The 25,200-nt window shown below is 70.0% G+C and carries 23 protein-coding genes; 13 read left to right on the top strand and 10 right to left on the bottom strand.

The genetic code is table 11. The features are described 5' to 3' along the window. Positions 1 to 3: 3 nt before the first annotated feature. Complete coding sequence (locus QMG86_RS02065; protein ID WP_011207200.1) at positions 4 to 417, bottom strand: roadblock/LC7 domain-containing protein; 414 nt, start codon at positions 415 to 417, stop codon at positions 4 to 6. Then, a complete protein-coding gene (locus QMG86_RS02060; RefSeq protein WP_281877329.1) occupies positions 414 to 4,283 on the bottom strand; it encodes a sensor histidine kinase in 3,870 nt (1,289 codons plus the stop codon). The genes QMG86_RS02065 and QMG86_RS02060 overlap by 4 nt, the downstream gene beginning before the upstream one ends. Positions 4,284 to 4,603: 320 nt before the next feature. Between QMG86_RS02060 and QMG86_RS02055 the strand changes: the two genes are divergently transcribed. From QMG86_RS02055 to QMG86_RS02035, 5 genes are all read left to right on the top strand, one after another. Then, positions 4,604 to 6,667, top strand: coding sequence for an AMP-binding protein (locus QMG86_RS02055; RefSeq protein WP_281877327.1), 2,064 nt, complete (start codon positions 4,604 to 4,606; stop codon positions 6,665 to 6,667). 121 nt (positions 6,668 to 6,788) lie between these two features. Then, positions 6,789 to 7,175, top strand: a complete 387-nt coding sequence (locus QMG86_RS02050; protein WP_281877325.1) for a hemophore-related protein — start codon at positions 6,789 to 6,791, stop codon at positions 7,173 to 7,175. 127 nt (positions 7,176 to 7,302) lie between these two features. Further along, the gene (locus tag QMG86_RS02045; protein ID WP_281877324.1) at positions 7,303 to 8,016 is read left to right on the top strand and encodes a response regulator transcription factor; all 714 of its coding nucleotides are present in this window, start codon (positions 7,303 to 7,305) and stop codon (positions 8,014 to 8,016) included. Continuing rightward, positions 8,013 to 9,383 carry a sensor histidine kinase gene (locus tag QMG86_RS02040; RefSeq protein ID WP_281877323.1) on the top strand — a complete coding sequence of 457 codons (1,371 nt, stop codon included), beginning with the start codon at positions 8,013 to 8,015 and terminating at the stop codon, positions 9,381 to 9,383. Before QMG86_RS02045 ends, QMG86_RS02040 begins: the two co-directional genes overlap by 4 nt. Before the next feature lie 83 nt (positions 9,384 to 9,466). Next, positions 9,467 to 10,636, top strand: a complete 1,170-nt coding sequence (locus tag QMG86_RS02035) for a YhgE/Pip domain-containing protein (RefSeq protein ID WP_281877322.1) — start codon at positions 9,467 to 9,469, stop codon at positions 10,634 to 10,636. Positions 10,637 to 10,966: 330 nt separating this feature from the next. On the opposite strand, the gene QMG86_RS02030 is transcribed toward QMG86_RS02035, so the two are convergent. The 4 genes from QMG86_RS02030 to pdxH all read right to left on the bottom strand — a co-directional run bounded on the left by QMG86_RS02030 (position 10,967) and on the right by pdxH (position 14,910). Further along, complete coding sequence (locus QMG86_RS02030; RefSeq protein WP_043719293.1) at positions 10,967 to 11,326, bottom strand: FKBP-type peptidyl-prolyl cis-trans isomerase; 360 nt, start codon at positions 11,324 to 11,326, stop codon at positions 10,967 to 10,969. 37 nt (positions 11,327 to 11,363) lie between these two features. Beyond that, positions 11,364 to 12,677 (bottom strand): citrate synthase, encoded by a 1,314-nt coding sequence (locus QMG86_RS02025; protein ID WP_083880375.1) that lies wholly within the window; start codon positions 12,675 to 12,677, stop codon positions 11,364 to 11,366. A 191-nt stretch (positions 12,678 to 12,868) separates the two neighbouring features. Further along, positions 12,869 to 14,149 (bottom strand): MFS transporter, encoded by a 1,281-nt coding sequence (locus QMG86_RS02020; protein WP_281877320.1) that lies wholly within the window; start codon positions 14,147 to 14,149, stop codon positions 12,869 to 12,871. Positions 14,150 to 14,217: 68 nt separating this feature from the next. Then, complete coding sequence (gene pdxH, locus QMG86_RS02015; protein WP_281877319.1) at positions 14,218 to 14,910, bottom strand: pyridoxamine 5'-phosphate oxidase; 693 nt, start codon at positions 14,908 to 14,910, stop codon at positions 14,218 to 14,220. Positions 14,911 to 15,031: 121 nt separating this feature from the next. Between pdxH and QMG86_RS02010 the strand changes: the two genes are divergently transcribed. Continuing rightward, entirely contained in the window at positions 15,032 to 16,180 is a 1,149-nt protein-coding gene (locus QMG86_RS02010; protein ID WP_159843346.1) for a citrate synthase 2, read from the top strand. Positions 16,181 to 16,290: 110 nt separating this feature from the next. Then, positions 16,291 to 17,163, top strand: a complete 873-nt coding sequence (locus QMG86_RS02005) for a polysaccharide deacetylase family protein (protein WP_281877316.1) — start codon at positions 16,291 to 16,293, stop codon at positions 17,161 to 17,163. Positions 17,164 to 17,180: 17 nt separating this feature from the next. Here the strand turns inward: QMG86_RS02005 and QMG86_RS02000 are convergent, their stop codons facing one another. Beyond that, entirely contained in the window at positions 17,181 to 17,819 is a 639-nt protein-coding gene (locus QMG86_RS02000) for a hypothetical protein (protein ID WP_281877315.1), read from the bottom strand. 64 nt (positions 17,820 to 17,883) lie between these two features. Here QMG86_RS02000 and serC point away from each other — a divergent pair, with 64 nt between their 5' ends. The 3 genes from serC to QMG86_RS01985 all read left to right on the top strand — a co-directional run bounded on the left by serC (position 17,884) and on the right by QMG86_RS01985 (position 21,278). After that, the gene (serC, locus tag QMG86_RS01995; protein ID WP_281877314.1) at positions 17,884 to 19,008 is read left to right on the top strand and encodes a phosphoserine transaminase; all 1,125 of its coding nucleotides are present in this window, start codon (positions 17,884 to 17,886) and stop codon (positions 19,006 to 19,008) included. Positions 19,009 to 19,220: 212 nt separating this feature from the next. Next, the gene (sepH, locus tag QMG86_RS01990) at positions 19,221 to 20,252 is read left to right on the top strand and encodes a septation protein SepH (protein WP_281877313.1); all 1,032 of its coding nucleotides are present in this window, start codon (positions 19,221 to 19,223) and stop codon (positions 20,250 to 20,252) included. Between the two features lie 282 nt (positions 20,253 to 20,534). Continuing rightward, the gene (locus QMG86_RS01985) at positions 20,535 to 21,278 is read left to right on the top strand and encodes a DUF6928 family protein (RefSeq protein ID WP_281877311.1); all 744 of its coding nucleotides are present in this window, start codon (positions 20,535 to 20,537) and stop codon (positions 21,276 to 21,278) included. A 16-nt stretch (positions 21,279 to 21,294) separates the two neighbouring features. Here QMG86_RS01985 and QMG86_RS01980 read toward each other — a convergent pair whose 3' ends face one another. Continuing rightward, positions 21,295 to 21,594 carry a DUF2537 domain-containing protein gene (locus tag QMG86_RS01980; protein ID WP_281877309.1) on the bottom strand — a complete coding sequence of 100 codons (300 nt, stop codon included), beginning with the start codon at positions 21,592 to 21,594 and terminating at the stop codon, positions 21,295 to 21,297. Between the two features lie 144 nt (positions 21,595 to 21,738). After that, positions 21,739 to 22,542: a TrmH family RNA methyltransferase gene (locus QMG86_RS01975; RefSeq protein ID WP_281877308.1), complete on the bottom strand. Its 804-nt coding sequence runs from the start codon at positions 22,540 to 22,542 to the stop codon at positions 21,739 to 21,741. A 112-nt stretch (positions 22,543 to 22,654) separates the two neighbouring features. Here QMG86_RS01975 and QMG86_RS01970 point away from each other — a divergent pair, with 112 nt between their 5' ends. The 3 genes from QMG86_RS01970 to QMG86_RS01960 all read left to right on the top strand — a co-directional run bounded on the left by QMG86_RS01970 (position 22,655) and on the right by QMG86_RS01960 (position 24,727). Further along, entirely contained in the window at positions 22,655 to 23,860 is a 1,206-nt protein-coding gene (locus tag QMG86_RS01970) for a GNAT family N-acetyltransferase (RefSeq protein ID WP_281877307.1), read from the top strand. 39 nt (positions 23,861 to 23,899) lie between these two features. Beyond that, a complete protein-coding gene (locus tag QMG86_RS01965) occupies positions 23,900 to 24,301 on the top strand; it encodes a YccF domain-containing protein (protein ID WP_281877305.1) in 402 nt (133 codons plus the stop codon). Between the two features lie 186 nt (positions 24,302 to 24,487). Beyond that, positions 24,488 to 24,727, top strand: coding sequence for a hypothetical protein (locus tag QMG86_RS01960; RefSeq protein WP_281877304.1), 240 nt, complete (start codon positions 24,488 to 24,490; stop codon positions 24,725 to 24,727). A gap of 33 nt (positions 24,728 to 24,760) precedes the next feature. On the opposite strand, the gene QMG86_RS01955 is transcribed toward QMG86_RS01960, so the two are convergent. Beyond that, positions 24,761 to 25,198 carry a MarR family winged helix-turn-helix transcriptional regulator gene (locus QMG86_RS01955; protein ID WP_067795985.1) on the bottom strand — a complete coding sequence of 146 codons (438 nt, stop codon included), beginning with the start codon at positions 25,196 to 25,198 and terminating at the stop codon, positions 24,761 to 24,763. Positions 25,199 to 25,200 lie beyond the last annotated feature (2 nt).

The raw sequence follows: 25,200 nt of genomic DNA, 5'->3' as shown, positions 1-25,200 counted from the left end.
CCATCAGGAACCCATCGTGACGCGTGGTGTGGCCTGAACAGTCTGGCCAACCCGCTCGACCAACAGAGCCATCTCGTAACCGACCTGACCGATATCACACGAAGTGTTGGTCAGCACCGCGAGATAGGAACCGTCGCCGACAGCCATGAGTAGCAGGTAACCGTGCTCCATCTCGACGACGGACTGCAGCACGGTGCCACCCTCGAACAGGTTCGAGACGCCGACTGACAGGCTCGCCAGACCGGCCGTGACGGCCGAGAGCTGCTCGGCGCGGTCGACGGGCAGCTGGGCACTCGCGGCCATGAGTAGGCCGTCCGCCGAGACCAGGACGGCATGGGCTACGCCAGGAACCTCGTTGGCAAAGTTCGAAACCAGCCAATCCAGCTGACGATTCGTACCACCTAGATCGGGGTTCATCGGTCTCCTTTATCTCCGGTTAGGTTCATTGCTCTCATTGCGCGGCCATCCCGGACGCCCTGCTGGTGACGACTCAAGCTGGACCTGATCGTTTCTGGGTCACGGCGCGGCGCCCGATCCGCCGCACCGCTGACGCCGCCGGGGACAAGCCTTCCGCCCGGATTGCGTTGCGGCAAGCCGGCCGCCGTTTTCGTCTCGGGCTGGGCCTCGCTGGCGCGGCGAGCCGCTTGCCAACCTTCGTCACCCGGCGATTCGAAGGAAGCGGCCACCTGTGACCTATCCGCGTTGGGATCCGACAGCCACGCCGACATCATCTCGGCGAAGATCGGCGTTCCGCCCATCGACGCACCCGGCTCCTCCGCCGGCTGCAGCCTGGTCTGGAAGAACGAGGCCGTCTTGGCCGGGTTGGACCGGAAGCTGTGCTTACCGGGATCTCGGCCCGGCGACGTGGCGGGCTGCTCTTCGCTCGCGGCATGCTGGCCGCCGCGATCACGCTGCGGCAGCGCGATGCCCGGTGGCACCGGCTGGCGCTGCGGTGCTTGGGCGCCCGGCTGCCGCTGCGGCAGACCGGTCAGACCGCTCTCGCGCTGCGGTGTACTCGACGGTGCGGGCGGACGCTGCGGCAGACCGTTCACCGCGCCTGGCTCGCGCTGCGGCAAGCCACCCGCCGACTCACGCTGCGGCAGGCCGCTCGCGGCCGAGTCCCGCTGCGGCAGGCCGTTGACGGCGGGCAGCGCGCCGGAGCCCGCGTCACGCTGCGGCAAGCCGTTCGCGGACTCACGCTGCGGAAGATGGTGCGCGCCGGAATCCCGCTGCGGGAAACCGCTACCCGGTTCACGCTGCGGCAGACCACCTGGTGCGGCGTCGCGTTGCGGGAGGTTCGGCGCCGGCTGCCGCGGCGGCAAACCGGTCGAGCCCGGCTCACGCTGCGGCAAACCACCCAACGCGGACTCACGCTGCGGCAGACCGGTGGAACCCGGCTCACGCGACGGCAAACCAGTCGAGCCCGGCTCACGCTGCGGCAAACCACCCAACGCCGACTCACGCTGCGGCAGACCGCCCAACGCCGACTCACGTTGCGGCAGACCAGTGGAACCCGGCTCACGCGACGGCAAACCACTCGAACCCGGCTCACGCGACGGCAGACCGCCCAACGCCGACTCGCGCGACGGGAGTCCACCCGAGGTGGGCTCCCGTGACGGCAGACCACCCGAGGTCGGCTCACGTTGCGGCAGACCGCCTGCCGCCGACTCACGCTGCGGCACACCGTTCGCACCCGGCTGCCGCTGGGGTAGGCCGGTGGGACCCGAATCACGCGACGGCAGGCCCCCAGAGGCGGACTCGCGCTGCGGAAGACCACCCAAACCGGACTCACGCTGCGGCAGACCGCTCGCCGACTCCCGCTGCGGCAGGCCGTTCGACGCGTCCCGCGACGGCGCTCCATTGGTGCCGGGCTGGCGCTGCGGAAGGCCGGTGCTCGGCTGCGGCACACCGTTGGCGCCCGGCTGACGCACGGGCAGTTCGCCGGAGCTCGGATCCCGCGGCGGCAGTCCGGTACCGGACTGCTCGGTGGGACCACCGGGCTGACGCGGCGGCGGACCGCCGGGGCTGAGGGTGCGCTTGGGCAGGTTGGCCGCGGCGAGCTTGCCCCGCTGCGGACCGCTCGGCGCAGGCTGACCCGACGCGGGCCGCAGGCTCGTCGCCGACTGCTGCGCCTCGGAGCGCATACCGGACGACATCGCCGAACCCGGCTGCCGCTGCGGCAGTCCGCCGGGGCCGGTGGGGATCGGCCCGCTGGGCGAGCCGGTGGGCTTGGCGCTCGCGGCCGGGATGGGACCGCTCACCCCGGGATCGACAGTGACCATGACATTGCCCCCAGGAGTCCGCTGGACGGCCCGCATCTGCATAGACGACGGCGCCGACGGACGCTGTGGAGCGGCGGCCTGCGGCGAAGGCTGCGGGGTGACGGGCTGCCCCGCGCTCGGCTTGCCCGCGACGATCAGTCCGACCGGCACGTGCACGGTCACCGTCACGCCGGGATCGCGCGCGGTGTCGAAGGTCGGGCGCAACCGCACGGTGAGACCGTGCCGCTCGGCCAGCCTGCCGACCACGAACAGACCCATGTGGCGGGCCGTGTCCGGGCCCGGCTCGGCGGTCTGCTCCAAGCGGCGGTTGATGTCGGCCATCTCGGCGGGCGGCATACCGATGCCGCGGTCGGCCACCTCGATGAGCAGGCCCTGATCGTGCGCCTGGGCGAAGGTGAACTTGACGTCGGTCTCCGGCGGCGAGGCGCGCAGTGCGTTGTCCAGCAGCTCGGCGAACAGGTGCGCGAGGTCGGAGGCGGCGGGTTCCTTGAGCGAGCCGCGCGGCGTGGCGCCGAGCTTCACGCGCTCGTAGTCCTCGACCTCGGAGATCGCGGCGCGCAGCACGTCGGCGATCTCGACGGGGGCGGACTTGGCGCGCCGCTGCCGGGTACCGGCGAGAATCAGCAGGTTGTCGCCGTTACGACGCATGCGGGCGGCGAGATGGTCCAGCCGGAACAGGTTCTCCAGCAGGCGTGGGTCCTTCTCGTCGTACTCCATCGCCTCGATGAGGGTGAGCTGATGGTCGACGAGCGACTTCGACCGCCGCGCCAGGGTCTCGAACATGTCGTTGACCTGCGAACGCATCTTCGCCTGGTCACTCGCCAGACGCAGCGCCTGGCCGTGGATGTCGTCGACGGCGCGGGCCAGCTGACCGATCTCCTCGGTGCTGCGCACCGGCATCGGCTCCAGCGGCACCTCTTCCGGCGACGCGCCGTTGCGGAGCTGGGCGACCTCGTGCGGCAGGTCGCTCTCGGCCACGCGCAACGCGGCCAACCGCAGCCGGTGCAGCGGCACGATCATCGAGCGGGCCACGAAGACCGCGAGCAGCAGCGCGGCGAGGATGGTCGCGATGACGACCGCGGTGTAGGTCCACGCGTCGCGCTGGGCGGTGCTCACCAGCGAGTGCATCGCGGAGTCGATGTCCTTGGTCGCCTTGCCGACGACGTGCTCGTAGACCGCGAGGCTGTCGGTCAGCGACTTCTTCAGGTCGCCGACGGGGAGCTGGCCCGCCTGCGACTGCGGGCTGGTGAGCAGCGCGATCCTTGTGTCGATGCCCGCGCGCAGGTCGGCGATCGAGGTGTCGCCGTCGGAGAAGCGGTGCGCGAGCACGTTGAGCAGCGCGCGCTCGGTGTTCGAGGCGATGAGGAAGTTCTGGACGCCGGACTGCTGGGAGCGCAGCACCTCGGGGAAGGCGGCGAGCTCGCTGACCAGGGTGGCGCGGGTGTTGAGCGAGTCGACCAGCCGCAGCTTGGCCGCGTCGACGGCGGTGTCGCTGACCTGGCCGACCGTGGTCTCGACGATCCGGACGCTGTCGTTGCGGACGCGGTCGATCAGCGCGAGGGTGTCCGCCGGCGGGCCGGTCGAGACCGATTTGCCCTGGGCGCGCACACCCTTGGCCTGGGTGAGCATGCTGTCGATGGCCTCGCGCGCGCCGGGCACGCCGTCGAGCTTGGCGACCGCCTTCTCGGCGTTGGCGATCGCCTTGTCCAGATCCGCGAGGTTCTGGTCGGTCACCACGGACTGGTTGGTACCCAGCGAGATCATCTGCGAGCCCGCGGTGGTGGCGGTCTGCGCGCTGAGCGCGGTGACCGATGGAATGGCGGCGACGTTCTCCGAGATGTCGGCGAGCCGGTTCGACTCCGCGAACTCCGACGAGATCCTGGACACGCCGAGCCCGACCGCGACCGCCAGAGGCACGGCGAGCACCGCCGTCACCTTCCAGCGCAGGTCCCAGTTGCCCAGAGCCCAGCGGCTGCTGCCGGACCTAGCGGCGTCACGCATCTCCCACTCACTTTCCAAACTGGCCTCTACCACGCGCCATCAACCGAACCTCCACATTCGCGTGCTTGGCTCGACAGGTGGAGCTGGCCGAGAGCTGCGGCTGGCCGAGAAATTGCGTCTACGACGGCCCAAATAAGTGACATCAGATTCTAACGGATCAATAACTTCTTGGGTGACTGGGCGTGATGTCGCGATCATTGACCTGCCGGTTCCAGGCAAAACCAAAGGTAGCGGCACCCACCCGGGCGTCGCGTGAAGTCTGCCACAATCAACCAGATCTATCGAGGCGGGCATCGAGGCGAGGCTAGGGAGTCACGGGGTTGAACGTGCGGCAGGAGTACCGACCGGCCTACCAGACCAGCTTGGTGGATCCCGCCGAGTTCTGGGCCGGCGCGGCCGAAGCGATCGACTGGGACGTGCCGCCGGACCAGATCGTCGACACCGGCGCCCGCCCGGTGGCCAGATGGTTCTCCGGCGCTCGCCTCAACACCTCCTTCAATGCCCTGGACCGGCACGTCCACCCCACTACTCCAGGCGCCCCCAGCCGCGCCGACCAGCCCGCCCTGATCTACGACTCGGCGATGACCGACACCGCCGTCGTCTACACCTACGCCGAACTGCTCGACGAGGTGTCACGGTTCGCCGGGGCGATGGTCCGGCTGGGCGTCTCCGCGGGCGATCGCGTGGTGATCTACCTGCCGATGATCCCCGAAGCGGTGATCGCGATGCTCGCCTGCGCCCGCATCGGCGCGGTCCACTCGGTGGTGTTCGGCGGTTTCGCGGCCCCGGAGCTGGCCGCGCGCATCGATGACGCGGAGCCGGTGCTGATCATCACAGCCTCCGGCGGCCTGGAGCCGGGCAAGAAGATCGAATACCCGCCCATCGTGCTGCGGGCGCTGGATCTGGCTCGGACCACCGCCCCGCGCACGGTGATCGTCAAGCAGCGGCCGCAGTTCGACACCATCCATTTCCCCGCCCCGCAGCCGGCCACCGAGTACCTGCCGAGTTCGACGCAGACCGTGGCCGCGCAGTGGCTGGACTGGGACGACGCGGTGCGTGACGCGGCACCGGCCGATCCGGTGTCGGTCGCGGCCACCGATCCGCTCTACATCCTCTACACCTCCGGCACCACCGGGAAGCCGAAGGGCGTGGTCCGGGACAACGGCGGCCACGCGGTGGCCCTGGCCTGGTCGATGCGCAATATCTACGACGTGGACGCGGGCCAGGTGATGTGGGCCGCCTCCGACGTGGGCTGGGTGGTCGGGCACTCCTACATCGTCTACGCGCCGCTGCTGGTCGGAGCGACCACGCTGCTGTACGAGGGCAAGCCGATCGGCACGCCGGACGCGGGCGCGTACTGGCGGGTGGTCGCCGAACACAAGGTCGACGTGCTGTTCACCGCTCCGACCGCGCTGCGCGCCATCCGCAAGGCGGACCCGGAGGCGGAACTGGCCCACCGCCACGACCTCTCTTCGCTGCGCGCCCTGTTCTGCGCGGGCGAGCGCCTGGACCCGGCCACCTACGCCTGGGCCGAGGAGACCCTGCTCGCCGGCCGCTCGGACTGCCCGGTCGTCGATCACTGGTGGCAGACCGAGACCGGGTGGCCGATCTGCGCGAACCCGCTCGGCCTGCAGCGACTGCCGATCAAACCGGGTTCGGCCTCGGTGCCGGTGCCGGGCTATCGACTACGCGTGCTCGACTCCTCCGGCAACGCGGTGGCGCCGAACACCGAGGGCAACATCGTCATCGGCCTGCCCTTGCCGCCCGGCACGCTGATCGGGCTCTGGCGCGACGACGCCCGGTACGAGCGCTCCTATCTGTCCGCCTACCCCGGCCACTACCTCACCGGCGACTCCGGCTACTTCGACGAGGACGGCTACCTGTACGTCCTCGGCCGCAGCGACGACGTGATCAACATGGCCGGGCACCGGCTCTCCGCGGGCAGCATCGAGGCGGCCATCGCGGGGCACGAGGCGGTCGCCGAATGCGCCGTCATCGGGCTGCCCGACGAACTCAAGGGGCACCGGCCGCTGGCGTACGTGGTGCTCAAGTCCGGCGTCGAGATCGATCCCGATCGGCTGCGCGACGAGCTGATCGAACGGGTGCGCACCCAGGTCGGCGCGATCGCCACGCTCCACGACGCCATCGTCGTGACGGCGCTGCCCAAGACCAGGTCCGGCAAGATCCTGCGCAAGACGATCCGGCAGATCACCTCCGGCGAGACGTTCGAAGTGCCGTCCACCATCGAGGATCCCGCGGTGCTCGCGGCGCTGGAGCAGCAGATCCGCACGGCCCGTCCCGAGTGGCGGGACCCGGCGAACGACGACAACGAGAACACCGACCACGTGGTCGCGCCGGACGCGGATCCGGTTGTGCCGTCCTGAGTTCCGCGTCGCCCGGACACGTCCTCAGAGTTTCCTCAGAGGATGTTCACGCGGGTGCCAGCAGTTCGAAATAGCCTCGAGACCGCCCCGAAACCCTTCGATGATCTGGAGGCAATACATCATGAAACGTTCCGTAGGCCGCCCCGCCGTCGCCGCTCTCGCAGCAGGCGGAATCGCCACGGTCACGTTGTTCCTGAGCCCCGCCATCGCCACCGCGGGCCCGATGGAATACGCCGAGCCGCTCCTGACCTCGGACTGCTCGTTCGCTCAGGTCGACGCGGCGCTGCACGACAAGGCCCCGCAGCTGGCCGCGGTGCTCGACGCGAACCCGAGCCAGAAGGCCGAATTGCAGCGCCGGTTCGACCAGCCGGTCGAGCAGCGCCGGGCCGAGCTGCGCCGCGCCATCGACGAGAACCCGGATGCGGTACGCCAGGCGGAGAACGACCCGCGGACCGCGCAGTTGCGCGACACCATCCGCGTCGTGGCCGAGACCTGCCACAACTACTGATTCCACGGGGACGTGGGCGACTCGCCGGGTATGTCCGATACCCGGCGGGTCACCACCGAGAGACCGAATGCGCATGCCGCGTGCCCCATTCGTACGGTCCGCAGATTCACCAGAGGCGGGGAGCAGAATGGATGACGTGACCTCGACCTCGAATCCGACGGTCCTCGTCGTCGACGACGACGAGGATGTGCTCGCCTCGGTCGAGCGCGGCCTGCGGTTGTCCGGCTTCCAGGTGCTCGTGGCCAGGGACGGCGCGCAAGCGCTGCGCAGCGTGAACGAGCACGCGCCCGACGCCATCGTGCTGGACATGAACATGCCCGTGCTCGACGGCGCGGGCGTGGTGACCGCGTTGCGCGCGATGGGCAACGAGGTGCCGATCTGTGTGCTCAGTGCCCGCGCGTCGGTGGACGACCGCATCTCCGGCCTGGAGTCCGGCGCCGACGACTATCTGGTCAAACCGTTCGTGCTGAAGGAGCTGGTGGCCCGGATCCGGGCGCTGCTGCGCCGCCGGTCCGACACGCAGGCGCCCGCGACCCCGGGCGCGGTCACCGTCGGTCCGCTCGTAGTGGACGTCGCGGGATACCGCGCGCTGCTCAACGGCCGCGAGATCGAGCTCACCAAGCGGGAATTCGAGTTGCTGTCGACGCTGGCCAGGAACGTCGGCGTGGTGCTGAGCCGGGAACGCCTGCTGGAACTGGTGTGGGGCTACGACTTCGCCGCCGACACCAACGTGGTGGACGTCTTCGTCGGCTACCTGCGCCGCAAACTCGAGGTGGACGGCGCGCCACGGCTGCTGCACACGATCCGCGGCGTCGGGTTCGTGCTCCGAGCGCCGAAATGACCGTGCCCGCCACCGCGTCGCCGAGAAGCCGTCGGCGCCGGTCGTTCTCGCTGCGCACCCGCGTCGCGGGCGCGGCGGCCGCGGGCGCGATCATCATCGTGACGCTGATCAGCTTGATCAGTATCCGCGCGATCGAGCGCAACAACCTCCAGCAGGCCGACCAGCAGCTCGCCGTCGCGGCGCGGATCGTCCTGCTCGAACCGCAGATCGCGGTGCGGATCATCAGCCTGACCGGGCTGAACAACGACATGGCGGTGACCGTCCGGGACAATGGTGGTGTCGTGGCCAGCACACCCACCGAAGTACCCGCGCTGCCGACCGGTTCCCGCACCGTCACGGTGGGCGGCACCCCCTACCGGATCCTGACCACCACCGAGAATCAACCCGCGGGCCGCACGGTCTCGCTCGGCATCCCCGCCGCCGGAGCGGCGCAGGCCACCGCCGAGCAGCAACGGTGGGTGCTCGGCGGCGCACTGCTGTCCATCGCCGCGGCCGCGGCGCTCGGCTGGTTGCTCGCCGGCGCGGCGGTGCGCCCGATCGTGCGGCTGACCAGCCAGGTGGGCGCACGCAGCGCCTATCCCGATCCGAACAATCCGCAAGCCCCGGTGGAGGGCGCGGGCGTGCACGAGGCGGAACAGCTGGCCGTCGCGGTGAACACCATGTTGCAGCGGGTGGATCAGGCGCAGGCCCAGACGGCCGCCGCCCTGGAGACCGCGCGCGACTTCGCCGCCGTGTCCGCCCACGAGCTGCGCACCCCGCTGACCGCGATGCGCACCGACCTGGAGGTGCTGCGCACGCTCGACCTCGACGAGGCGCAGCGGGCCGAGATCCTCGACGACCTGCAGCGCAGCCAGGGCCGGGTGGAGAGCACGCTCGCGGCGCTGGAGCGGCTGGCCACCGGCGATCTGACCAACGAGCGCGACCACGTCGCCACCGATGTCGGCGACCTGTGCGACCAGGCCGCGCACGACGCCATGCGACATTTCCCCGGCCTCACCGTACGCATCGATTCCGATGCCGAACTGGTCACCCGGGGCCTGCCCGCGGGGCTGCGGCTGGCGGTGGACAACGCGCTGGCCAACTCGGTCAAACACGGCGGAGCCACCGAGGCCCTGGTCTGCGCGCACCGCGGGCCGGGCGGCCGCATCGTCATCTCGATCGATGACAACGGCCGCGGTATCCCGCCGGAGGAACGCGACGCCGTCTTCGACCGCTTCTTCCGCGGCAGCCAGGCGAGCAAGGGCGGCTCCGGCCTCGGCCTGGCGCTGGTCGCCCAGCAGGCCCAGCTACACGGCGGCCGAGCGTATTTCGACGCGGGCACGCTCGGCGGCATCCGTCTGGTCCTCGATCTGCCCGGGGCGGTGTGATTCGCGACGCACCCGCGGCTCCTTACTCAACTCTCAGAGAAACGCCAAGGGCCACGCCATAACCCGCGTTTAGGGTCTGCGGCGTGATCGGAAAACGCGCCCGCTGGGGCCTTCTCGTCGTCGCCCTCATTTCAGCTGGTGCGCTCGGCGCCGGAATCACCGCCTGTACCGGAACCGATCGCGGGCCGACGGGCGTCGCGCTGGTCAATGCCGATGCGGGGCCGACCGGCGCGCGGGTGGTGAAGGCGCTGCAGGACGCGGGCGGTTACGAATGGACCGCCGCCGCGCCCGGCGAGGCGAGCACCGACGACTACGCCGTCGTCATCACGTTGCCCGCCGACCTCACCGCGTCGATGGGCACCCTGGCCGGGCCCGAGCCGAAGCGGGCCGAGGTCACCGTGCAGTCCCACGAAAACGCCGACGCCGAGCTGGTGCACGGCGTCGTGACCGAGGTGACGCATCGGATCGGCGCGGCCGGGGTGGACGCCGCGCTCACCGCCGTCGCGCAGGCCCGCTCCCAGATGTCGCAGGTGCAGTTCACCGCACAGTTGCTCAACGCGGGCGTCGAGGCGGCCGCCGCGGGAGCCGACCAGTTCAGCTCCGGCGCCGACCAGCTGCTCGGCTTCCTGGAGTTCGCCAAATCCGGTTCGGCGCAGCTGACCTCGGCCATCGCGCTGCTGAACTCCACCGTCGACGGCGCCGCCGCGCAGGCCGGTCAGCTCGCCGCGGCGCTCGATTCCACCGGCATCACCATCGCGCAGGTGGAACAGACGGCCAACACGGTGAGCGGCGGCCTCGACCAAGTGCTGCCGCTGCTGCGCGCGCTGCCGTTCGCGAACGATCCGGCGCTCGCCGACATCATCGGAAAACTGGAGGCGTTGCGCGGCGTGTCCGCGCAGGCGGGCTCCCAGCTGACCGGCCTCGGCTCGCTCGTCGGCGGCGCGGTCGACCCCGACACCGATCTCGGCACGCTGCTGCGCACCGTCGTCGACCGCCTGACCGGCGCGAGCGCGCAGTTGAACGAAGGCGCGAAGCTCGCCGAGGGCCTCCCCCAGCTCGCCGAACAGGGCGGCGCCCAGCTGATCGGCGCGATCAGCCAGCTCACCGGCGGCGTGAACCAGCTGCAGAACATCGTCCACAATCTGAGCACCCAAACCGACAAGGCCGTAGCCGCCCTGCCCCAGCGCAGCGGCACCCAGCAAGCAGCCCTGGCAGCGGCGCTCACCGACCCGGTCGAGATCGTCCGAAAGTAGCCGGACACGACGATGGCCCGTGTTCCGCTGTAGAACACGGGCCATACATCTCCAGTCGCACGGCGGGTGGGCGAACGGTGACTTACGGGATACCGGTCGCTCGACCGCTGACTCTCTGGAATCGCGTGCACTTCATCCGCAGCTGACCTGCCGACGTGCCCAGCTCACCCCAACCACGTCTTTCGAGCGAAGCGAGACCGAGCATCCGCCGTTCGCGGCCCGGCTCGCGTCCGAGCGGCCGCTGCGCAAGCGACGAAGTCGCAAGCAGTGGTCGCTCGGACGCGAGCCATAAAGGGGCCGCGAACACGCGGCGCCGAAGGCGCCGCCAGATTAATTAGCGTTCAGCAGATCGATCACGAAGACCAGCGTCTTGCCCGAAAGCCGATGACCGGCGCCGGCCGGGCCGTAGGCCAGCTCCGGCGGGATGGTCAGCTGACGGCGACCGCCGACCTTCATCCCGGGGATGCCGTCCTGCCAGCCCTGGATCAGGCCGCGCAGCGGGAAGGTGATGGATTCGCCGCGGTTCCAGGACGAGTCGAACTCTTCGCCGGATTCGAATTCGACGCCCACGTAGTGCACTTCCACGGTGCCGCCGGGCACCGCTTCCTTGCCCGAGCCTTCGATGATGTCCTTGATCACCAGCTCGGTGGGCGCGGGCCCTGCCTGGAACTCGATCTCCGGTTTGGTCATGCGGCTATCCCCTTCGATAGGTGATGGATGGATTTCGTCAACGGTTGTTGATCTCGCGGTAGTCGCGAGCGCCGTAGCCGGTGTAGATCTGCCGGGGACGGCCGATCTTCAGCGGTTCGCTGTGCATCTCGCGCCAGTGCGCGATCCAGCCGGGGAGCCGGCCCATCGCGAACAGCACGGTGAACATGCGGGTCGGGAAGCCCATCGCCTTGTAGATGACGCCGGTGTAGAAGTCGACGTTCGGGTACAGGCGGCGCTCGATGAAGTAGTCGTCGGTGAGCGCGGCCTCTTCCAGGGCCTGGGCGATGTCGAACAGCTCGTCGTGGCCGCCGAGCTTGCTGAGGATGGCGTCGGCGTGCTTCTTGGCGATCGAGGCGCGCGGGTCGTAGTTGCGGTAGACGCGGTGGCCGAAGCCCATGAGCTTCACCCCGTCTTCCTTGTTCTTGACCTTGCGGATGAACTCCTTGACGTCGCTGCCGCTGGCCTTGATGCCGTCGAGCATCTCCAGCACGGCCTGGTTGGCGCCGCCGTGCAGCGGGCCCCACAGCGCGTTGATGCCGCCGGACACCGAGGTGAACAGGTTGGCGTCGGACGAGCCGACCAAGCGCACGGTCGAGGTGGAGCAGTTCTGCTCGTGGTCTGCGTGCAGGATCAGCAGCATGTCCAGCGCGGCGGCGACCTCGGGGTCCACCTCGTAGGGCTCGGCGGGGAAGCCGAAGGTCATCCGCAGGAAGTTCTCCACCAGGCTCAGCGAGTTGTCCGGGTAGAGGAACGGCTGGCCGACCGACTTCTTGTACGAGTAGGCCGCGATGGTGGGCAGCTTGGCCAGCAGCCGGATGGTGGACAGCTCGACCTGTTCGGGATCGCGCGGGTCCAGCGAGTCCTGGTAGTAGGCCGACAGCGCGTTCACCGCCGAGGACAGCACCGGCATGGGGTGCGCGTTGCGCGGGAAGCCGTCGAAGAACCGCTTCAGATCCTCGTGCAGCAGGGTGTGCCTGCGGATGCGGTCGGTGAAGTCCTCGAGCTGGGCCTGGGTCGGCAGCTCGCCGTAGATCAGCAGGTAGCTGACCTCGATGAAGGTCGAGGCCGCCGCCAGCTGGTCGATCGGGTAACCGCGGTAGCGCAGGATGCCCGCCTCACCGTCGATGTAGGTGATCGCCGACTTGGTCGGGGCGGTGTTCATGAAGCCCGGGTCGTATGTCACGTACCCGGTGCTGGCCAGCAGCTTTCCCAGCTCGATCCCGTCGTTGCCCTCGGCGGCCCTGGTGACCGTCATCGGGAACTCGCCGCCGGGGTAGGAAAGAACCGGCTTGGCGTCGTCGTCGACGTTGATGATGTTCTCAGCGGGCACGGAAGGATCCCTCTCAGGCTAGAACCACAGGCACCGGCGCGGTGGCGCACGATGCGCTTGCCTCAACGCTAGCCGTTGGCCGACGCGGACAATACCGGAGGGTAGTCCTGCGGCGGCTCACAAACACGTCCCGGCGCGGTGAGGTCCCACAGCCACGGCGGAACGTGATCGCCAGGTGTTCGCGCTGCACGTCACGCGGCGATTTCGGCATGAGCGCGAGCGACACGGTAACGCGTGAAGGCCGGAAACGCGACCGCCGCGAGCACCACGCCCGCCACCACGAGCGCGCCACCGCCCGCCGCGGCTACAGCGGTACCCAGGCTCGCCGCCGCGAAACCGTGGGCAACATCACCGATGCGCGGGCCGCCCGCGACCACCACGGTGAACACCCCTTGCAGCCGTCCGCGCAGATCGTCGGTGGCCACCGTCTGCAGCATCGTCACCCGGAGCGCGGCCGAGACCATGTCCACCGCGCCGCCGAAAGCCGAGCACACCAAGGCGATCCACAGCCCGGCGCCGACGCCGAGACCGTGGCCGGTGAAGCCGACGGCGAGGCCGAAGCCGACCATGGCCAGCCCCCACAGCGCGATGCAGACCAGCACGGCGAGGCCCTGCCTGCGAATGCGCGGAATCCAGCCGGAGAACACCCCGCCGAGCACCGCGCCCGCCGACATCGAGGCGAACAGCAAGCCCAGCGCGACGCCGCCGGTGGCCGGGTCGCCGAAGGTCTCGTGCGCGATCTGCGGGAACAGCGCGCGCGGCATGCCGAACACCATGGCGATCACGTCCACCGCGAACGACGCGAGCAGCACCCGCTGCGTGGCCAGGTACCCGAAACCGTCCAGCACCGTGCGGAATCCGGCCCGGCGCACCGTCCCGGTGGGCGGCAGCGCGGGCAGCCGCCACACCGCCCACAGGGTGGCCAGCAGCGCGACGGCGTCGATCAGATAGAGCGTGGCGAGCCCGACGACGGGGATCAGCGCACCGGCCAGCACCGGCCCCGCGATGGCGCCGAACTGCATCACCGTCATGTTCAGCGAATTGGCCGCGGCGAGTTGGCCTTCCGGGAGCAGCCGCGGGATGGTGGCGCTGCGGGTGGGCTGGTTCACCGCGAAGAACGCCTGCTGCACGGCGAACAGGCCGAGCACGATCCACACGTTGTCCACCCCGGCCGCCGCTTGCAGCCAGAAGGCCAGCGCCGTGAGCCCGGTGCCCGAATTGGTGATCAGCAGGAGCTTGCGCCGGTCCAGAACGTCGGCGAGCGCGCCGCCCCACAAGCCGAACACGATCAGCGGCACCAGGCCGAACAGCCCGGCCAGCCCCACGTAGCCGGAGCTGCCGGTGATCTGGAAGATCTGCTGCGGCACCGCGACGACGGACAGTTGCGCGCCGATCATGGTGACGATGCCCGAACTCCACAGGCGTCGATAGTCCGGATTGCGCAGCGGAGTGGTGTCGGCGAGCAGTTTCACTGCCGCAGCGTAATCACTCCCCCGCCCCGGCCCGGCGCGAGAATTCTCACGCCGGTGCGGGGAATACCTCAGGGCTGCAGGCGCTCCACCGTGGTCGTCCCACCCTCGATCCGCACCCGGATGCGGTTGTGCAGCCGCCCTCGCCTGCCCTGCCAGAATTCGACCTCGTCGGGACGGACCAGGAATCCGCCCCAGTGCGGCGGGACCGGGATCTCGTCGACATCGGCGAACCGCGCGGTCGCCTCGGCCAGCGTGCGGTCCAATTCGGCCCGCGACGCGATCGGCTGGGACTGGCGCGAGGCCCAGGCGCCCAGTTGCGAGTCCCGCGGCCGGGACCGCCAGTACGCCGCCGTGGTCTCGGCGGGGACCCGCTCGACCGCGCCGCGCAGGTGCACCTGCCTGCCCAGCGCGGGCCAGACGAAGGTGACCGCGGCGTACGGGACGGCGGTCAGCTGCGCGCCTTTGGCCGAGTCGTAGTTCGTGTAGAAGATCACGCCCTCGGGGGAGAGCCCTTTGCACAGCACGGTCCGCGCGACCGGCCGCGGCGTGCCGTCGGCCAGCGACACCGTGGCCAGCACCATGGCGTTGGGTTCGGCGATGCCCACCGCGGTGGCCTGTTCGATCCAATGCCGCAGCAGCGGCTCCCAGCCCCCGGCGAGCCAGGTCTCGTCCAAGTCGACGTCGTCGTTGCCGCCGTGCGGAAGGCCGCCGTAGTCGACCCGCATAGCCGCCAGATCCGATGAATTGTCCAGGTCACGCATGGGCCAGACGTTACTCCGCGGTAGCAGGGAGCTAAGGTTTTGATGATCGGCATGTGCTCGTCAAATCCGACATCTTCCCATCGGCGAGAACGTGCGACCCAAGTGCAAGGAGAGTCGTGACATGACTACCAGCCCCGCGGTTTCCGGTGGGCAGGCCACCGTTCCCAGCGATTTCGTCAGCGGCCTCGAGGGCGTGGTGGCCTTCACCACCGACATCGCCGAACCCGACAAGGACGGCGGCGCGCTGCGCTATCGCGGTGTCGACATCGAGCACCTGGTCGAGGGCCGGGTGACCTTCGGCGACGTGTGGGCCCTGCTGGTCGACGGATCGTTCGGGCGCGGCCTGCCGCCCGCCGAGCCGTTCCCGCTGCCCGTGCACACCGGTGACGTGCGCGTCGACGTGCAGGCCGGGCTGGCCATGCTCGCACCGATCTGGGGCTACCAGCCGCTGCTGGACATCGATGACGAGACCGCGCGCGAGAACCTCGCCCGCGCCTCGGTGATGGCGCTGTCCTATGTCGCGCAGTCGGCGCGCGGCATCTACCAGCCCGCCGTCCCGCAGAAGAAGATCGACGAGTGCACCACGGTCACCGAGCGCTTCATGACGCGCTGGAAGGGGGACCCGGACCCGCGCCACACCGAGGCCATCGACGCCTACTGGGTCTCCGCCGCCGAGCACGGCATGAACGCCTCCACCTTCACCGCCCGGGTGATCGCCTCGACCGGAGCCGACGTCGCGGCCGCGCTGTCCGGCGCGATCGGCGCCATGTCGGGTCCGCTGCACGGCGGCGCGCCCGCACGCGTGCTGCCGATGATCGAAGAGGTCGAGCGAACCGGCGACGCACGGGCCCTGGTCAAGGGCATCCTGGACCGCAAGGAGAAGCTGATGGGCTTCGGCCACCGGGTCTACCGGGCCGAGGACCCGCGCGCCCGCGTCCTGCGCGCCACCGCCAAGCGACTGGCCGCGCCCCGCTACGAGGTCGCCGCCGCGCTGGAGCAGGCCGCCCTGGCGGAACTGCGCGAACGCCGCCCGGATCGCGCCATCGAGACCAACGTGGAGTTCTGGGCCGCGGTGATCCTCGACTTCGCCGAGGTGCCCGCGCACATGATGCCCGCCATGTTCACCTGCGGCCGCACCGCCGGCTGGTGCGCACACATCCTCGAGCAGAAACAACTGGGCAAGCTGGTCCGCCCCGCAGCCATCTACACCGGACCCGGTCCGCGCAAGCCCGAAGAGGTCGAGGGCTGGGCCACGATCGCGCACACGTAACACCGAACTACAGCGCACGAGCGCGAGCCGAACGCGACGGCGGAAGATGTTGCCCCGCCGTCGATGTCCGGCTCGCGTAGCATCCGGGGGGAAGCTAGAGGACTCGAGGGATGCTGGACAAAACAATATCGAGGCGGCGGATGCTCGGGCTGGGAGCCGCGCTGGCCGCGGGATTCACCGCCACCGGGTGCGCCGCCACCCAGAACACGTCTTTGGCGCAGGCGCGCGCCTCGGCCGCGCCGGGCAGCACCACGGGGGCACGGGTCGCTCCGGTCTCGGCGGTCCCCGTCGCGGGCACGCCGTCCGCCGTGGCCGCCAGGCACGCCGGGATCCGGCCACAGCAGTGGGGCGTCGCGATGGCGGGGATCACGAGCACTTTCGCTGCCGCGGGCAAACAGATGGCGCTCACCTTCGACGCCTGCGGCGGCGCGGGCAACAACGACATCGACGAGTCGCTGGTGAATTTCCTGATCGCCGAGCGGATTCCCGCGACGCTGTTCCTGAACAAGCGCTGGATCGATGCCAACCGCGCGCGCACCGCCCAGCTGGCGGCGAATCCACTGTTCGAACTGGCCAATCACGGCGTGGCACACAAACCGCTGTCGGTGAACGGCCGGGAAGCCTATGGCATCGCCGGGACCGGATCGGCGCAGGAGGCCGCCGACGAAGTATGGGCGAACCATGAGCTGCTGACCACGCTGACGGGCAAGCCCCCGCGATTCTTTCGGGCGGGCACCGCGCATTACGATGACGTCGCGGTGTCCATCGTCAACGAATTGGGTGAAACCCCGGTCGGTTTCACGATCAACGCCGATTTCGGCGCGACCGCGTCGGCCGCCCAAGTGCAAACAGCGATGAATGCCGGCGCGCCCGGGGCCATTTCCCTGGCCCATATGCACCGGCCGCACTCCGGAACCGCGGCGGGCATGATCGCGGCGCTGCCGAAGCTGCGCGCGACGGGTTTCACCTTCGTGCACCTGTAGGAGCGTTCGCCGGTAGTTCACTCGTCGAGCGACGCGACCCAGTCGACGGCGACCGTATCGCCGCGGTCCACCTCGAAGAAAGCGACCTCCAGGTGCCGGCCCAAATCGACCAGGCGGAGGGCGTGCAGGGGCACCGGCTGGACCAGCCGCACCCGCCACGGTCGCGGTTCGTCCCAGGCGCGCAGTTCCAGGTCCAGACGCAGCACCGGGTCGTCGCGACCGGAGTACCCCGCCGCGACCGGCGCGGCGGCGAGCACGGTGGCGTCGGCGCGGCGGCCGTCGGCGAGGATCTTGGCGATGCTCGCCCGGCCGGATTCCGCGAGGTCGGGCACGTACAGCACGAGGCGATCGCGGTCGCGCGGATCCACCCGGCAGCACACGACGTCACCGGGCCGCATCCATTCCAGGTCGGCGTCCGGCACCCGCTGCCGCACCCGGCTCTCGTAGGGGAATTCTTCCGCGAGTTGCACCCGGACCCAGAACACGTGCCCCGGTTCGGTGCGCCGCGGACGGACCCCGAGGATCGTCGCGGTGCCCGCTTCGCCCCGGATCAGCAACTCGCGCCGCATCGCGTCCGAGACCGTCGCGCCGCGCAGCCGGAAATTCCGGGCTCGCTCGCGCAGTCGCCACCCTGAGTTAGCTGAGGGCATGCTCATGGGCGCTTACGTTAGCCGGAGTGTGGGCGTCGCCACAGCGACACCACCGACTACCCTGTTCGCCATGACCTCTGCGTTTCCGACCATTCCCGACGATCTCAAGCCCGCCGACGGACGGTTCGGTTGCGGCCCCTCCAAGGTGCGTCCGGAGCAGCTGCAGTCGCTGGTGAACGTCGGCGCCTCGGTGTTCGGAACCTCGCATCGGCAGAAACCGGTCAAGGACGTGGTGGCGCGCGTGCGCTCGGGCTTGCGCGAGCTGTTCGGCCTGCCGGACGGCTACGAGGTGGTGCTGGGCAACGGCGGCACCACCGCATTCTGGGACGCCGCGGCGTTCGGCCTGGTCCGGGAGCGTGCGCTGCACTTGACCAACGGTGAGTTCAGCTCGAAGTTCGCCGCGGTGACCAAGGGCAACCCGTTCATCGGCGACCCGATCGTGGTCTCGGCGGAGCCCGGCAGCGCGCCGGAGCCGGTGTCCGACCCGTCGGCGGACCTGATCGGCTGGGCGCACAACGAGACCTCGACCGGCGTCTCGATCCCGGTGCGGCGCCCCGCGGGCTCGGAGCACGCGCTCATCGCCATCGACGCCACCTCCGGCGCGGGCGGTCTCCCGGTGACCATCACCGACGCCGACGTCTACTACTTCGCGCCGCAGAAATGCTTCGCCTCCGACGGCGGCCTGTGGGTCGCGCTGATGAGCCCGGCCGCGCTGGCCCGGGTCGAGGAGATCAAGGCGTCGGGCCGCTGGACCCCCGACTTCCTCTCGCTGCCGATCGCGATCGACAACAGCACGAAGGACCAGACCTACAACACCCCGGCGCTGGGCACCCTGCTGCTGTTCGCCGACCAGATCGAGTGGCTCAACGGCAACGGCGGTCTGGACTGGGCGGTCAAGCGCACGCTGGACTCCTCCTCGCGGCTGTACTCCTGGGCCGAGTCGAGCGAGTACGCCACTCCGTACGTCACGGACCCCGCGCACCGCTCGCAGGTGGTCGGCACCATCGACTTCGCCGATTCGGTCGACGCGGCCGCGGTGGCGAAGATCCTGCGCGCCAACGGCATCGTGGACACCGAGCCGTACCGCAAGCTGGGCCGCAACCAGCTGCGCATCGGCATGTTCCCGGCGATCGATCCGGACGACGTCAGCCAGCTGACCCGCGCCATCGATTGGGTCGTGCAGAATCTCGGCTGACAGCCGCATTTTTCGGCCCCTGACGGCCGCAACACGCCCGGGATCGACACGCCGCGAAATTAGGCGTAGCCGAGCGAACAGAGCAGATTAGCGGGGCACGGACGTCTCCCGAGAGATTTCCGTGCCGCGTGTCCTGCCCCATGAATCTCAGATGTGCACTACTGTTTCGGAAAGTGGGCGGTGTCGCGAGTCGACGCGATAAGGAGGTAACGGTGCGTGAACTTCGAGTGATCGGGGTGACGCCCGACTCCACGCACATCGTGTGTATCGACACCGAGTCCGGTCAGAAGTTCCGGCTGCCCGCCGACGACAAACTGCGAGCCGCCGCGCGCGGAGACCTTGCCCGATTCGGCCAGATTGAGATCGAAATGGAAGCAACTATGCGTCCCCGCGATATCCAGGCCCGTATTCGCGCAGGGGCCTCCGTGGAACAGGTCACCGAAGAATCCGGAATGCCGGCCAGTCGCGTCGAGCGATTCGCCTATCCGGTGCTGCTGGAGCGGGCCCGCGCCGCCGAGCTCGCCCAGAAAGCGCACCCGGTGCGCCCCGACGGTCCCGCCGTGGACACTCTCATCGATGTGGTCACCGCCGCGTTCACCGCGCGCGGGCACAACATCGAGGGCGCCGAATGGGATGCCTGGAAGGACGAGAAGGGGTACTGGGTCGCCCAGTTGCAGTGGCAGAACGGACGATCCGAGATCGCCGCGCACTGGCGTTACCAGCCGGACGCGCACGGCGGCTCGGTCTCCCCGCTCGACGACCCGGCCTCCGATCTGATCGATCCGGATTTCGGGCGCGCCCTGCGCGGCCTGGCGACGATCGCGCCGCCCGAGCCCGAACCGGCCGCGCCGCAGCCGGAGCCGGTGGCCGAACCGCGTCCCGCCCCGGCCGCGCCGCCCGCGCGTACCGCCAGCCGCCAGAGCCAGCCGATGCTGGACGAGTACTACGAACAGCGGGCCGTCGCGGCCGGTGGCAGCGCCGCCGCGATCCCGGCGGGCAACGGCTCGACGCCCGCAGCGGCCGCCACCCCGGCCACTGCCGCTACCGCCGCGGCCGCCAGCGGCGCCGCGACAGCGGCGACGTCCACCCCCGCGGACACCGCCGCGCCGGCGCCCGCCCCCACCGAGGAGCCTGCGAAGCCCGCGGCCAAGGCTCCGGCCAAGCCGAGTCGCAGCAAGCGCGGCAAGGCGCCGATGCCGTCGTGGGAGGACGTGCTGCTCGGGGTGCGCAGCTCCGGTCACTGAGCGCCGGCCTTCCGGGCCGTCGATCGGCCGCCGACGGAGGCGCGGGAGCCCCCGTGCGTCGGCCGCCCTCTGGCCGATAGCGCTGCCTCGCGAAATCGATGATCACGAACCGGCGTTCGCGGTGCGAAGCCGCACCGGGGCCGGCCCGTGGCGAGTAAATTTTCGGTGTGGTCGACGACGCGCGTCGGCGCCAGGGGTCACCCCAGCGGTGGCCGTTCGGCGCGGCCGGGCGTTCGCTCGAGGTTCGCGGAGTCGATTCGTGCAACTATCGGGAGGTGCCGGATGCTTTCCAAGGCTTGGTCGCTCTGGTACGTCGACGCACCCGATGCCCTGACGATATTGCGCGCGAACCACGATCCGGATCCCGGAGCCGCACTGGCATTGGCGAAGCAATTGCACGAGGACCGCGATGTGCGACCGGTCATGCTCGGCACGCTGGCGGGTTGCGCGGGCCCCGGAACCGACGAGGTGTGCATCGGCTGCTTTCCCGGCGTGACGGTGTTGTGTTCGGCCCAAGCCGCGCGTATCCACCCGACCGAGATCCCCGAGTTGCTGGTGCGGCCGCTGGCCTCGGAACACACGTATCTGGTGTCGTTCGACCTCGAGCACGGCTGGGGCGCGTTCGCCCACTGGGAGCGCGGCGAATTCCGCAGATCGTTCAGCTCGACCCGGGTGCGCATCCTGGAGGACGAAGGACTTCCGCTGGTGTGGGAACGGCCGTACTGGGCCGGCGAGCATCCGGTGCGGTGGCGCGCGGGCGAACTGCCCGACCCCCAAGCGCTGCCCTTCGACCCACCCGATTTCGCCGACGCGGCCAACAATGAATGGCTCGGCTTCCATTACCGCGGGCCGGCTGCGCCTCGCGCGCTCGTGCCGGGTGACATTCCCGTCTGCAAGTTCGCGCTGTACCCGAAGGGCCAGATGCCCGGCCCGCCGGGTCGCGGCTCCACCGAAAGCGGGGCGCATACGCCCTCGCGCAAGCGCGGACTGCTCGGCTGGCTGCGCGGACACGACCCGGTCGGCTGAACGCCGCAGCCCGGCGCTAGGCGGCCGATCCGCCGACCAGCAGCACGATCCATCCGAGCAGCACCCCCACCGCGCCGCCGCCGATCACCCACCGCGTCACCGGGGCGAAACGCCAGCGCCACGCGGTGGGCGCGGCGCCGCCGACCGCCACCAAGTTGACCGCCACCGCGAGCAACGGGTGCACTTCGGCCAGCGCGGCCCCGAACGAATACACCGCGACCGCCGCCAGCAGCGCCACCATGACCGCCACGGTGAGGCCCGCGCCCCACGGCGTCGGGTCCTGGTAGGACGGATACGGTCGATACGGTCCGCTCATGCCGTGCCCTTTCCGGCATGAGCGGGGCCCTGCGTGGTCACGCTGCGCTGCCTCCTCCGGGCCTGACCGCTCATGCCGTGTCCTTTCCGGCATGAGCGGGGCCCTGCGTGGTCACGCTGCGCTGCCTCCTCCGGGCCTGACCGCTCATGCCGTGCGCACCCGCTCGTAGAACGCCATCGCGGCCGCGGTCGCGACATTGAGCGAATCGGTGCCGGGCGTCATGGGGATGCGCGCGCGGACGTCGGTGGCCCGCATGGCCGCCTCGGTCAGCCCCGGCCCTTCGGCCCCGAGCAACAACGCCACCCGCTCCCCCGTCATCGCCGCCGCCAGATTCGCCGCCGACCCGTCGGGAGTGAGGGCGATGATCTGGAATCCTTTGCGGCGCAGTATATCCAGTCCGCCCGGCCAGTCCGGCACGGACGCGAACGGAACCCGCAGCACATGTCCCATGGAGACCCGGACGGCCCGGCGGTACAAGGGGTCGGCGCAGCGGTCGCCGAACAGGATCGCGTCGGCTCCGAGCCCGGCCGCGTTGCGGAACATGGCGCCGAGATTCTCGTGGTCGTTGACGCCTTCGAGCACCGCGATGGTGCGCGCCCGGTCGAGCACCTCGTCCATGCCGAGTTCGGCGGGGCGGCGGGCGACGGCCAGCACGCCGCGGTTGAGGTGGAAACCGACCACCTCGGCCATCACCTCGGCCGTCGCCCGGTAGTACGGCACGTCGACAGCCACCAGATCATCGGCGAGTTCGGCACGCCTGCGCTCCACACCGAGCAGCGCGGCCGGCGCGAAGCGCGAGTCGAGCATCCGCTGGACCACCACGACGCCCTCGGCGATCACCAGCCCCTTACGCCCGGGCAGATCGGGCCTGCGATCGGCCGACTTGAGATCGCGGAAGTCGTCGACCCGAGGGTCGGCGGGGTCATCGATGTCGATCACTTCGGCCACCGCTCCATCCTGCCGAACCGTCGCGGCCGGGTCCGAATCGGCGTTCGCCGGGCGGTCGCGGAGCGCGGAAAACCTGATGCGGGCAGGTGCGCGGACGTGGGATGGTCGGAGCATGACGACCCTCCCGGGAATCACCATCCGGTCGGCTACCGAGGACGACGGACCCGCGATCACGACGCTGGTGGAGACCTCGTTCGGCACCCGCTACGACCCGGCCGAACTACAGCGGATCCCCCTGCTGTTCCCGCTGGAGAACACCATCGTGGCGGTCGAGCACGGGCAGGTCGTCGGGCACGTGCAGTCCACCACCATGACGGTCACGGTGCCCGGCGAACGGACTGTCCGGGTGTGCGGCATCGCGGGCGTCGGGGTGGCTCCGACCCACCGACGGCGCGGCCTTCTCCGCGCCATGTACACCGAACAGCACCGGCGCGTCGAGGCGGCCGGGCTGCCGCTGACCATGTTCACCGCGAGCGAGGGCGGCATCTACGGCCGGTTCGGCTACGGTCCCGCGACGCGGGAGAACGCCGTGGGCATCGACCGGCGGTTCGCGGAATTCCTGCCGTCGACGCCGGATCCGGGCGGTGTCACGCTGCGCCCGCCGAGCGAAGTGCGCGTGGCGGCGGAGGCGATCTACGACCGCTGGCGCAGACTGACGCCCGGTGCGCAGGTACGCCCCGCGGCGGCCTGGGACATCGTTTTCGATGATCCGGAACGTTTCCGCGAAGGCGGCAGCACGCTGTTCGGACTTCTGCACAGCGACGGCTACGCGCTGTATCGGGTCCACTCCGACGGCAGGGCGCGGACGGTCGAAGTAGTCGAAATGCGGACGGTCACCGCCGAAGCGCACGCGGCCCTGTGGCGTGCCCTGCTCGGGCTCGATCTGATGCGGCGGGTGGACGCGGTGCTCACCGACCACGACCCGCTGCCCTATCTGCTGACCGATCCCCGGCTGGTGCGTACCACCGCCCGCTACGACGGACTATGGCTTCGCTTGATGGACGTGCCCGCGGCGCTCACCGCGCGCGCTTACCCGAGCGATCTGGACGTGACGCTCGAGGTGACCGACCCCTTCCGGAACGCGGGCGGCACGTTCGCACTGCGCGTACGGAACGGGCAGGCGGAATGCGAACCGACCGATCGCACACCCGATATCGACCTCGGCATCGACGTTCTCGGCAGCATGTATCTGGGCGCGTATCCCGCGCGCCTGTTCGCCGCGGCGAACCGTCTGCGAGCCAAGGACTCCGCGCACGTGCGCGCGCTCGACGACGCCTTCCGCGCGGAGCGCGACGCGGTGCTCGGCTGGTTCTTCTGACACCGGGCACCGCGCGCCGCGGGCTGGCATGCTGGTCTCATGAAGCCGATCCAGCTGGTCCTCAACATCCTGTGGCTGATCCTCGCCGGGTTCTGGCTGGCGCTGGGCTACATCGCGGCGGGGATCATCTGCTTCATCCTGATCATCACGATCCCGTTCGGCATCGCGTCGTTCCGGATCGCCGCCTACGTACTGTGGCCGTTCGGCCGGACCACCGTGGAGAAGCCCGGGGCGGGTGCCGGCTCGCTGATCGGCAACATCATCTGGTTCATCGTCGCGGGCTGGTGGCTGGCGCTGGGCCATCTGCTCACCAGCATTCCGTTGTTCGTATCGATCATCGGAATCCCGTTCGGCTGGGCCAACTTGAAGTTCATCCCGATCTCGCTGTTCCCGCTCGGACGGGAGATCGTGGACAGCGATCAGCCGTTCGGCGCGCGGTAGCCACCGGCATCCGGTCCATCGGGGCACGCCGGGCGGCCCCATTTCGCGATAAATTTGTGATCTGCATCACATGCTGTTAACGAAATCACATCGCCGTGCGAAAGTTAGCTAGAAGGTAACTGATCTTTTCCAGTGCCCACCGCGCCCCGAACGGGCGCCGAGCCGACCGCACGGGAGGGCTCCACCATGACCGACCGCACCGCCCGCAGGCCCGACTCGGACACCGCACCGCTCGCGCCGATCGCCGTGACGCTGGGGCTGCTGCTGCTCATCGGCGCCGCCACCCAGCTCACCCATCTGCCCCGCTGGGCCGACGACTACGGGGTCCTGGTCTATCCGGCCTTCCTCCTGTGCCTGACCATCGCGGGCGGCCTGCTGTGGTGGGGCGGCGGGATCGTCGTCCGGCTGGTGCGGGGGAACCGCTGAGCCGTGCCGCCGTCGGCGCCGAATCCCCACGCGTTATTCGGATTCCGCGACGATCTGCTTCATGATCGCCACCGCGCGGGTCAGCACGACGAGCTGCTCCTCGGTGAGCGTCGACAGCTGCTCGGTCATCCACGCCTCCCGAGCGCTGGCTTCGTCGGCGATCAGCGCGCGGCCCGCCGAGGACAGCGAGACGATGATCTGACGGCCATCGGTCGGATGCGGGTTGCGTTCCACCAGATCGAGGTCGGTGAGCGAGGCGATGACCCGGGTCATCGAGGGGGGCTGCACCCGTTCCTTCGCCGCGAGCGCCCCCGGCGTCATCGCGCCCTCGCGCGCCAGGGTGGCGAGCGCGGAGAGTTGCGTCAGCGAGATCTGCGAGTCGGCACGACGGCCGCGCAGGTGTCGCGTCAGTCGAACGACCGCCAGCGAGAGCTCACCAGCGAGGGCTCTGACATCCGATGGCGTTGTCACAG

Origin of the sequence: Nocardia sputorum, from assembly GCF_027924405.1 — a bacterium.
Taxonomy (GTDB): domain Bacteria; phylum Actinomycetota; class Actinomycetes; order Mycobacteriales; family Mycobacteriaceae; genus Nocardia; species Nocardia sputorum.
Note: the sequence above shows the minus strand (reverse complement) of the source record. Positions and strands in the feature narration are given on the sequence as shown.

Bases quoted from the DNA above. Each gene is read 5' to 3' on its own strand.
- QMG86_RS01965 (WP_281877305.1), top strand. From the start codon at position 23,900: ATGAAGCCGATCCAGCTGGTCCTCAACATCCTGTGGCTGATCCTCGCC.
- QMG86_RS02065 (WP_011207200.1), bottom strand. From the start codon at position 417: ATGAACCCCGATCTAGGTGGTACGAATCGTCAGCTGGATTGGCTGGTT.
- QMG86_RS02005 (WP_281877316.1), top strand. From the start codon at position 16,291: ATGCTGGACAAAACAATATCGAGGCGGCGGATGCTCGGGCTGGGAGCC.
- QMG86_RS01980 (WP_281877309.1), bottom strand. From the start codon at position 21,594: ATGAGCGGACCGTATCGACCGTATCCGTCCTACCAGGACCCGACGCCG.
- serC (WP_281877314.1), top strand. From the start codon at position 17,884: ATGACCTCTGCGTTTCCGACCATTCCCGACGATCTCAAGCCCGCCGAC.
- QMG86_RS01985 (WP_281877311.1), top strand. From the start codon at position 20,535: ATGCTTTCCAAGGCTTGGTCGCTCTGGTACGTCGACGCACCCGATGCC.
- QMG86_RS02050 (WP_281877325.1), top strand. From the start codon at position 6,789: ATGAAACGTTCCGTAGGCCGCCCCGCCGTCGCCGCTCTCGCAGCAGGC.
- QMG86_RS02040 (WP_281877323.1), top strand. From the start codon at position 8,013: ATGACCGTGCCCGCCACCGCGTCGCCGAGAAGCCGTCGGCGCCGGTCG.
- QMG86_RS02010 (WP_159843346.1), top strand. From the start codon at position 15,032: ATGACTACCAGCCCCGCGGTTTCCGGTGGGCAGGCCACCGTTCCCAGC.
- QMG86_RS01970 (WP_281877307.1), top strand. From the start codon at position 22,655: ATGACGACCCTCCCGGGAATCACCATCCGGTCGGCTACCGAGGACGAC.
- QMG86_RS02030 (WP_043719293.1), bottom strand. From the start codon at position 11,326: ATGACCAAACCGGAGATCGAGTTCCAGGCAGGGCCCGCGCCCACCGAG.
- QMG86_RS02045 (WP_281877324.1), top strand. From the start codon at position 7,303: ATGGATGACGTGACCTCGACCTCGAATCCGACGGTCCTCGTCGTCGAC.
- QMG86_RS01960 (WP_281877304.1), top strand. From the start codon at position 24,488: ATGACCGACCGCACCGCCCGCAGGCCCGACTCGGACACCGCACCGCTC.
- pdxH (WP_281877319.1), bottom strand. From the start codon at position 14,910: ATGCGTGACCTGGACAATTCATCGGATCTGGCGGCTATGCGGGTCGAC.
- QMG86_RS02000 (WP_281877315.1), bottom strand. From the start codon at position 17,819: ATGAGCATGCCCTCAGCTAACTCAGGGTGGCGACTGCGCGAGCGAGCC.
- QMG86_RS02060 (WP_281877329.1), bottom strand. From the start codon at position 4,283: ATGCGTGACGCCGCTAGGTCCGGCAGCAGCCGCTGGGCTCTGGGCAAC.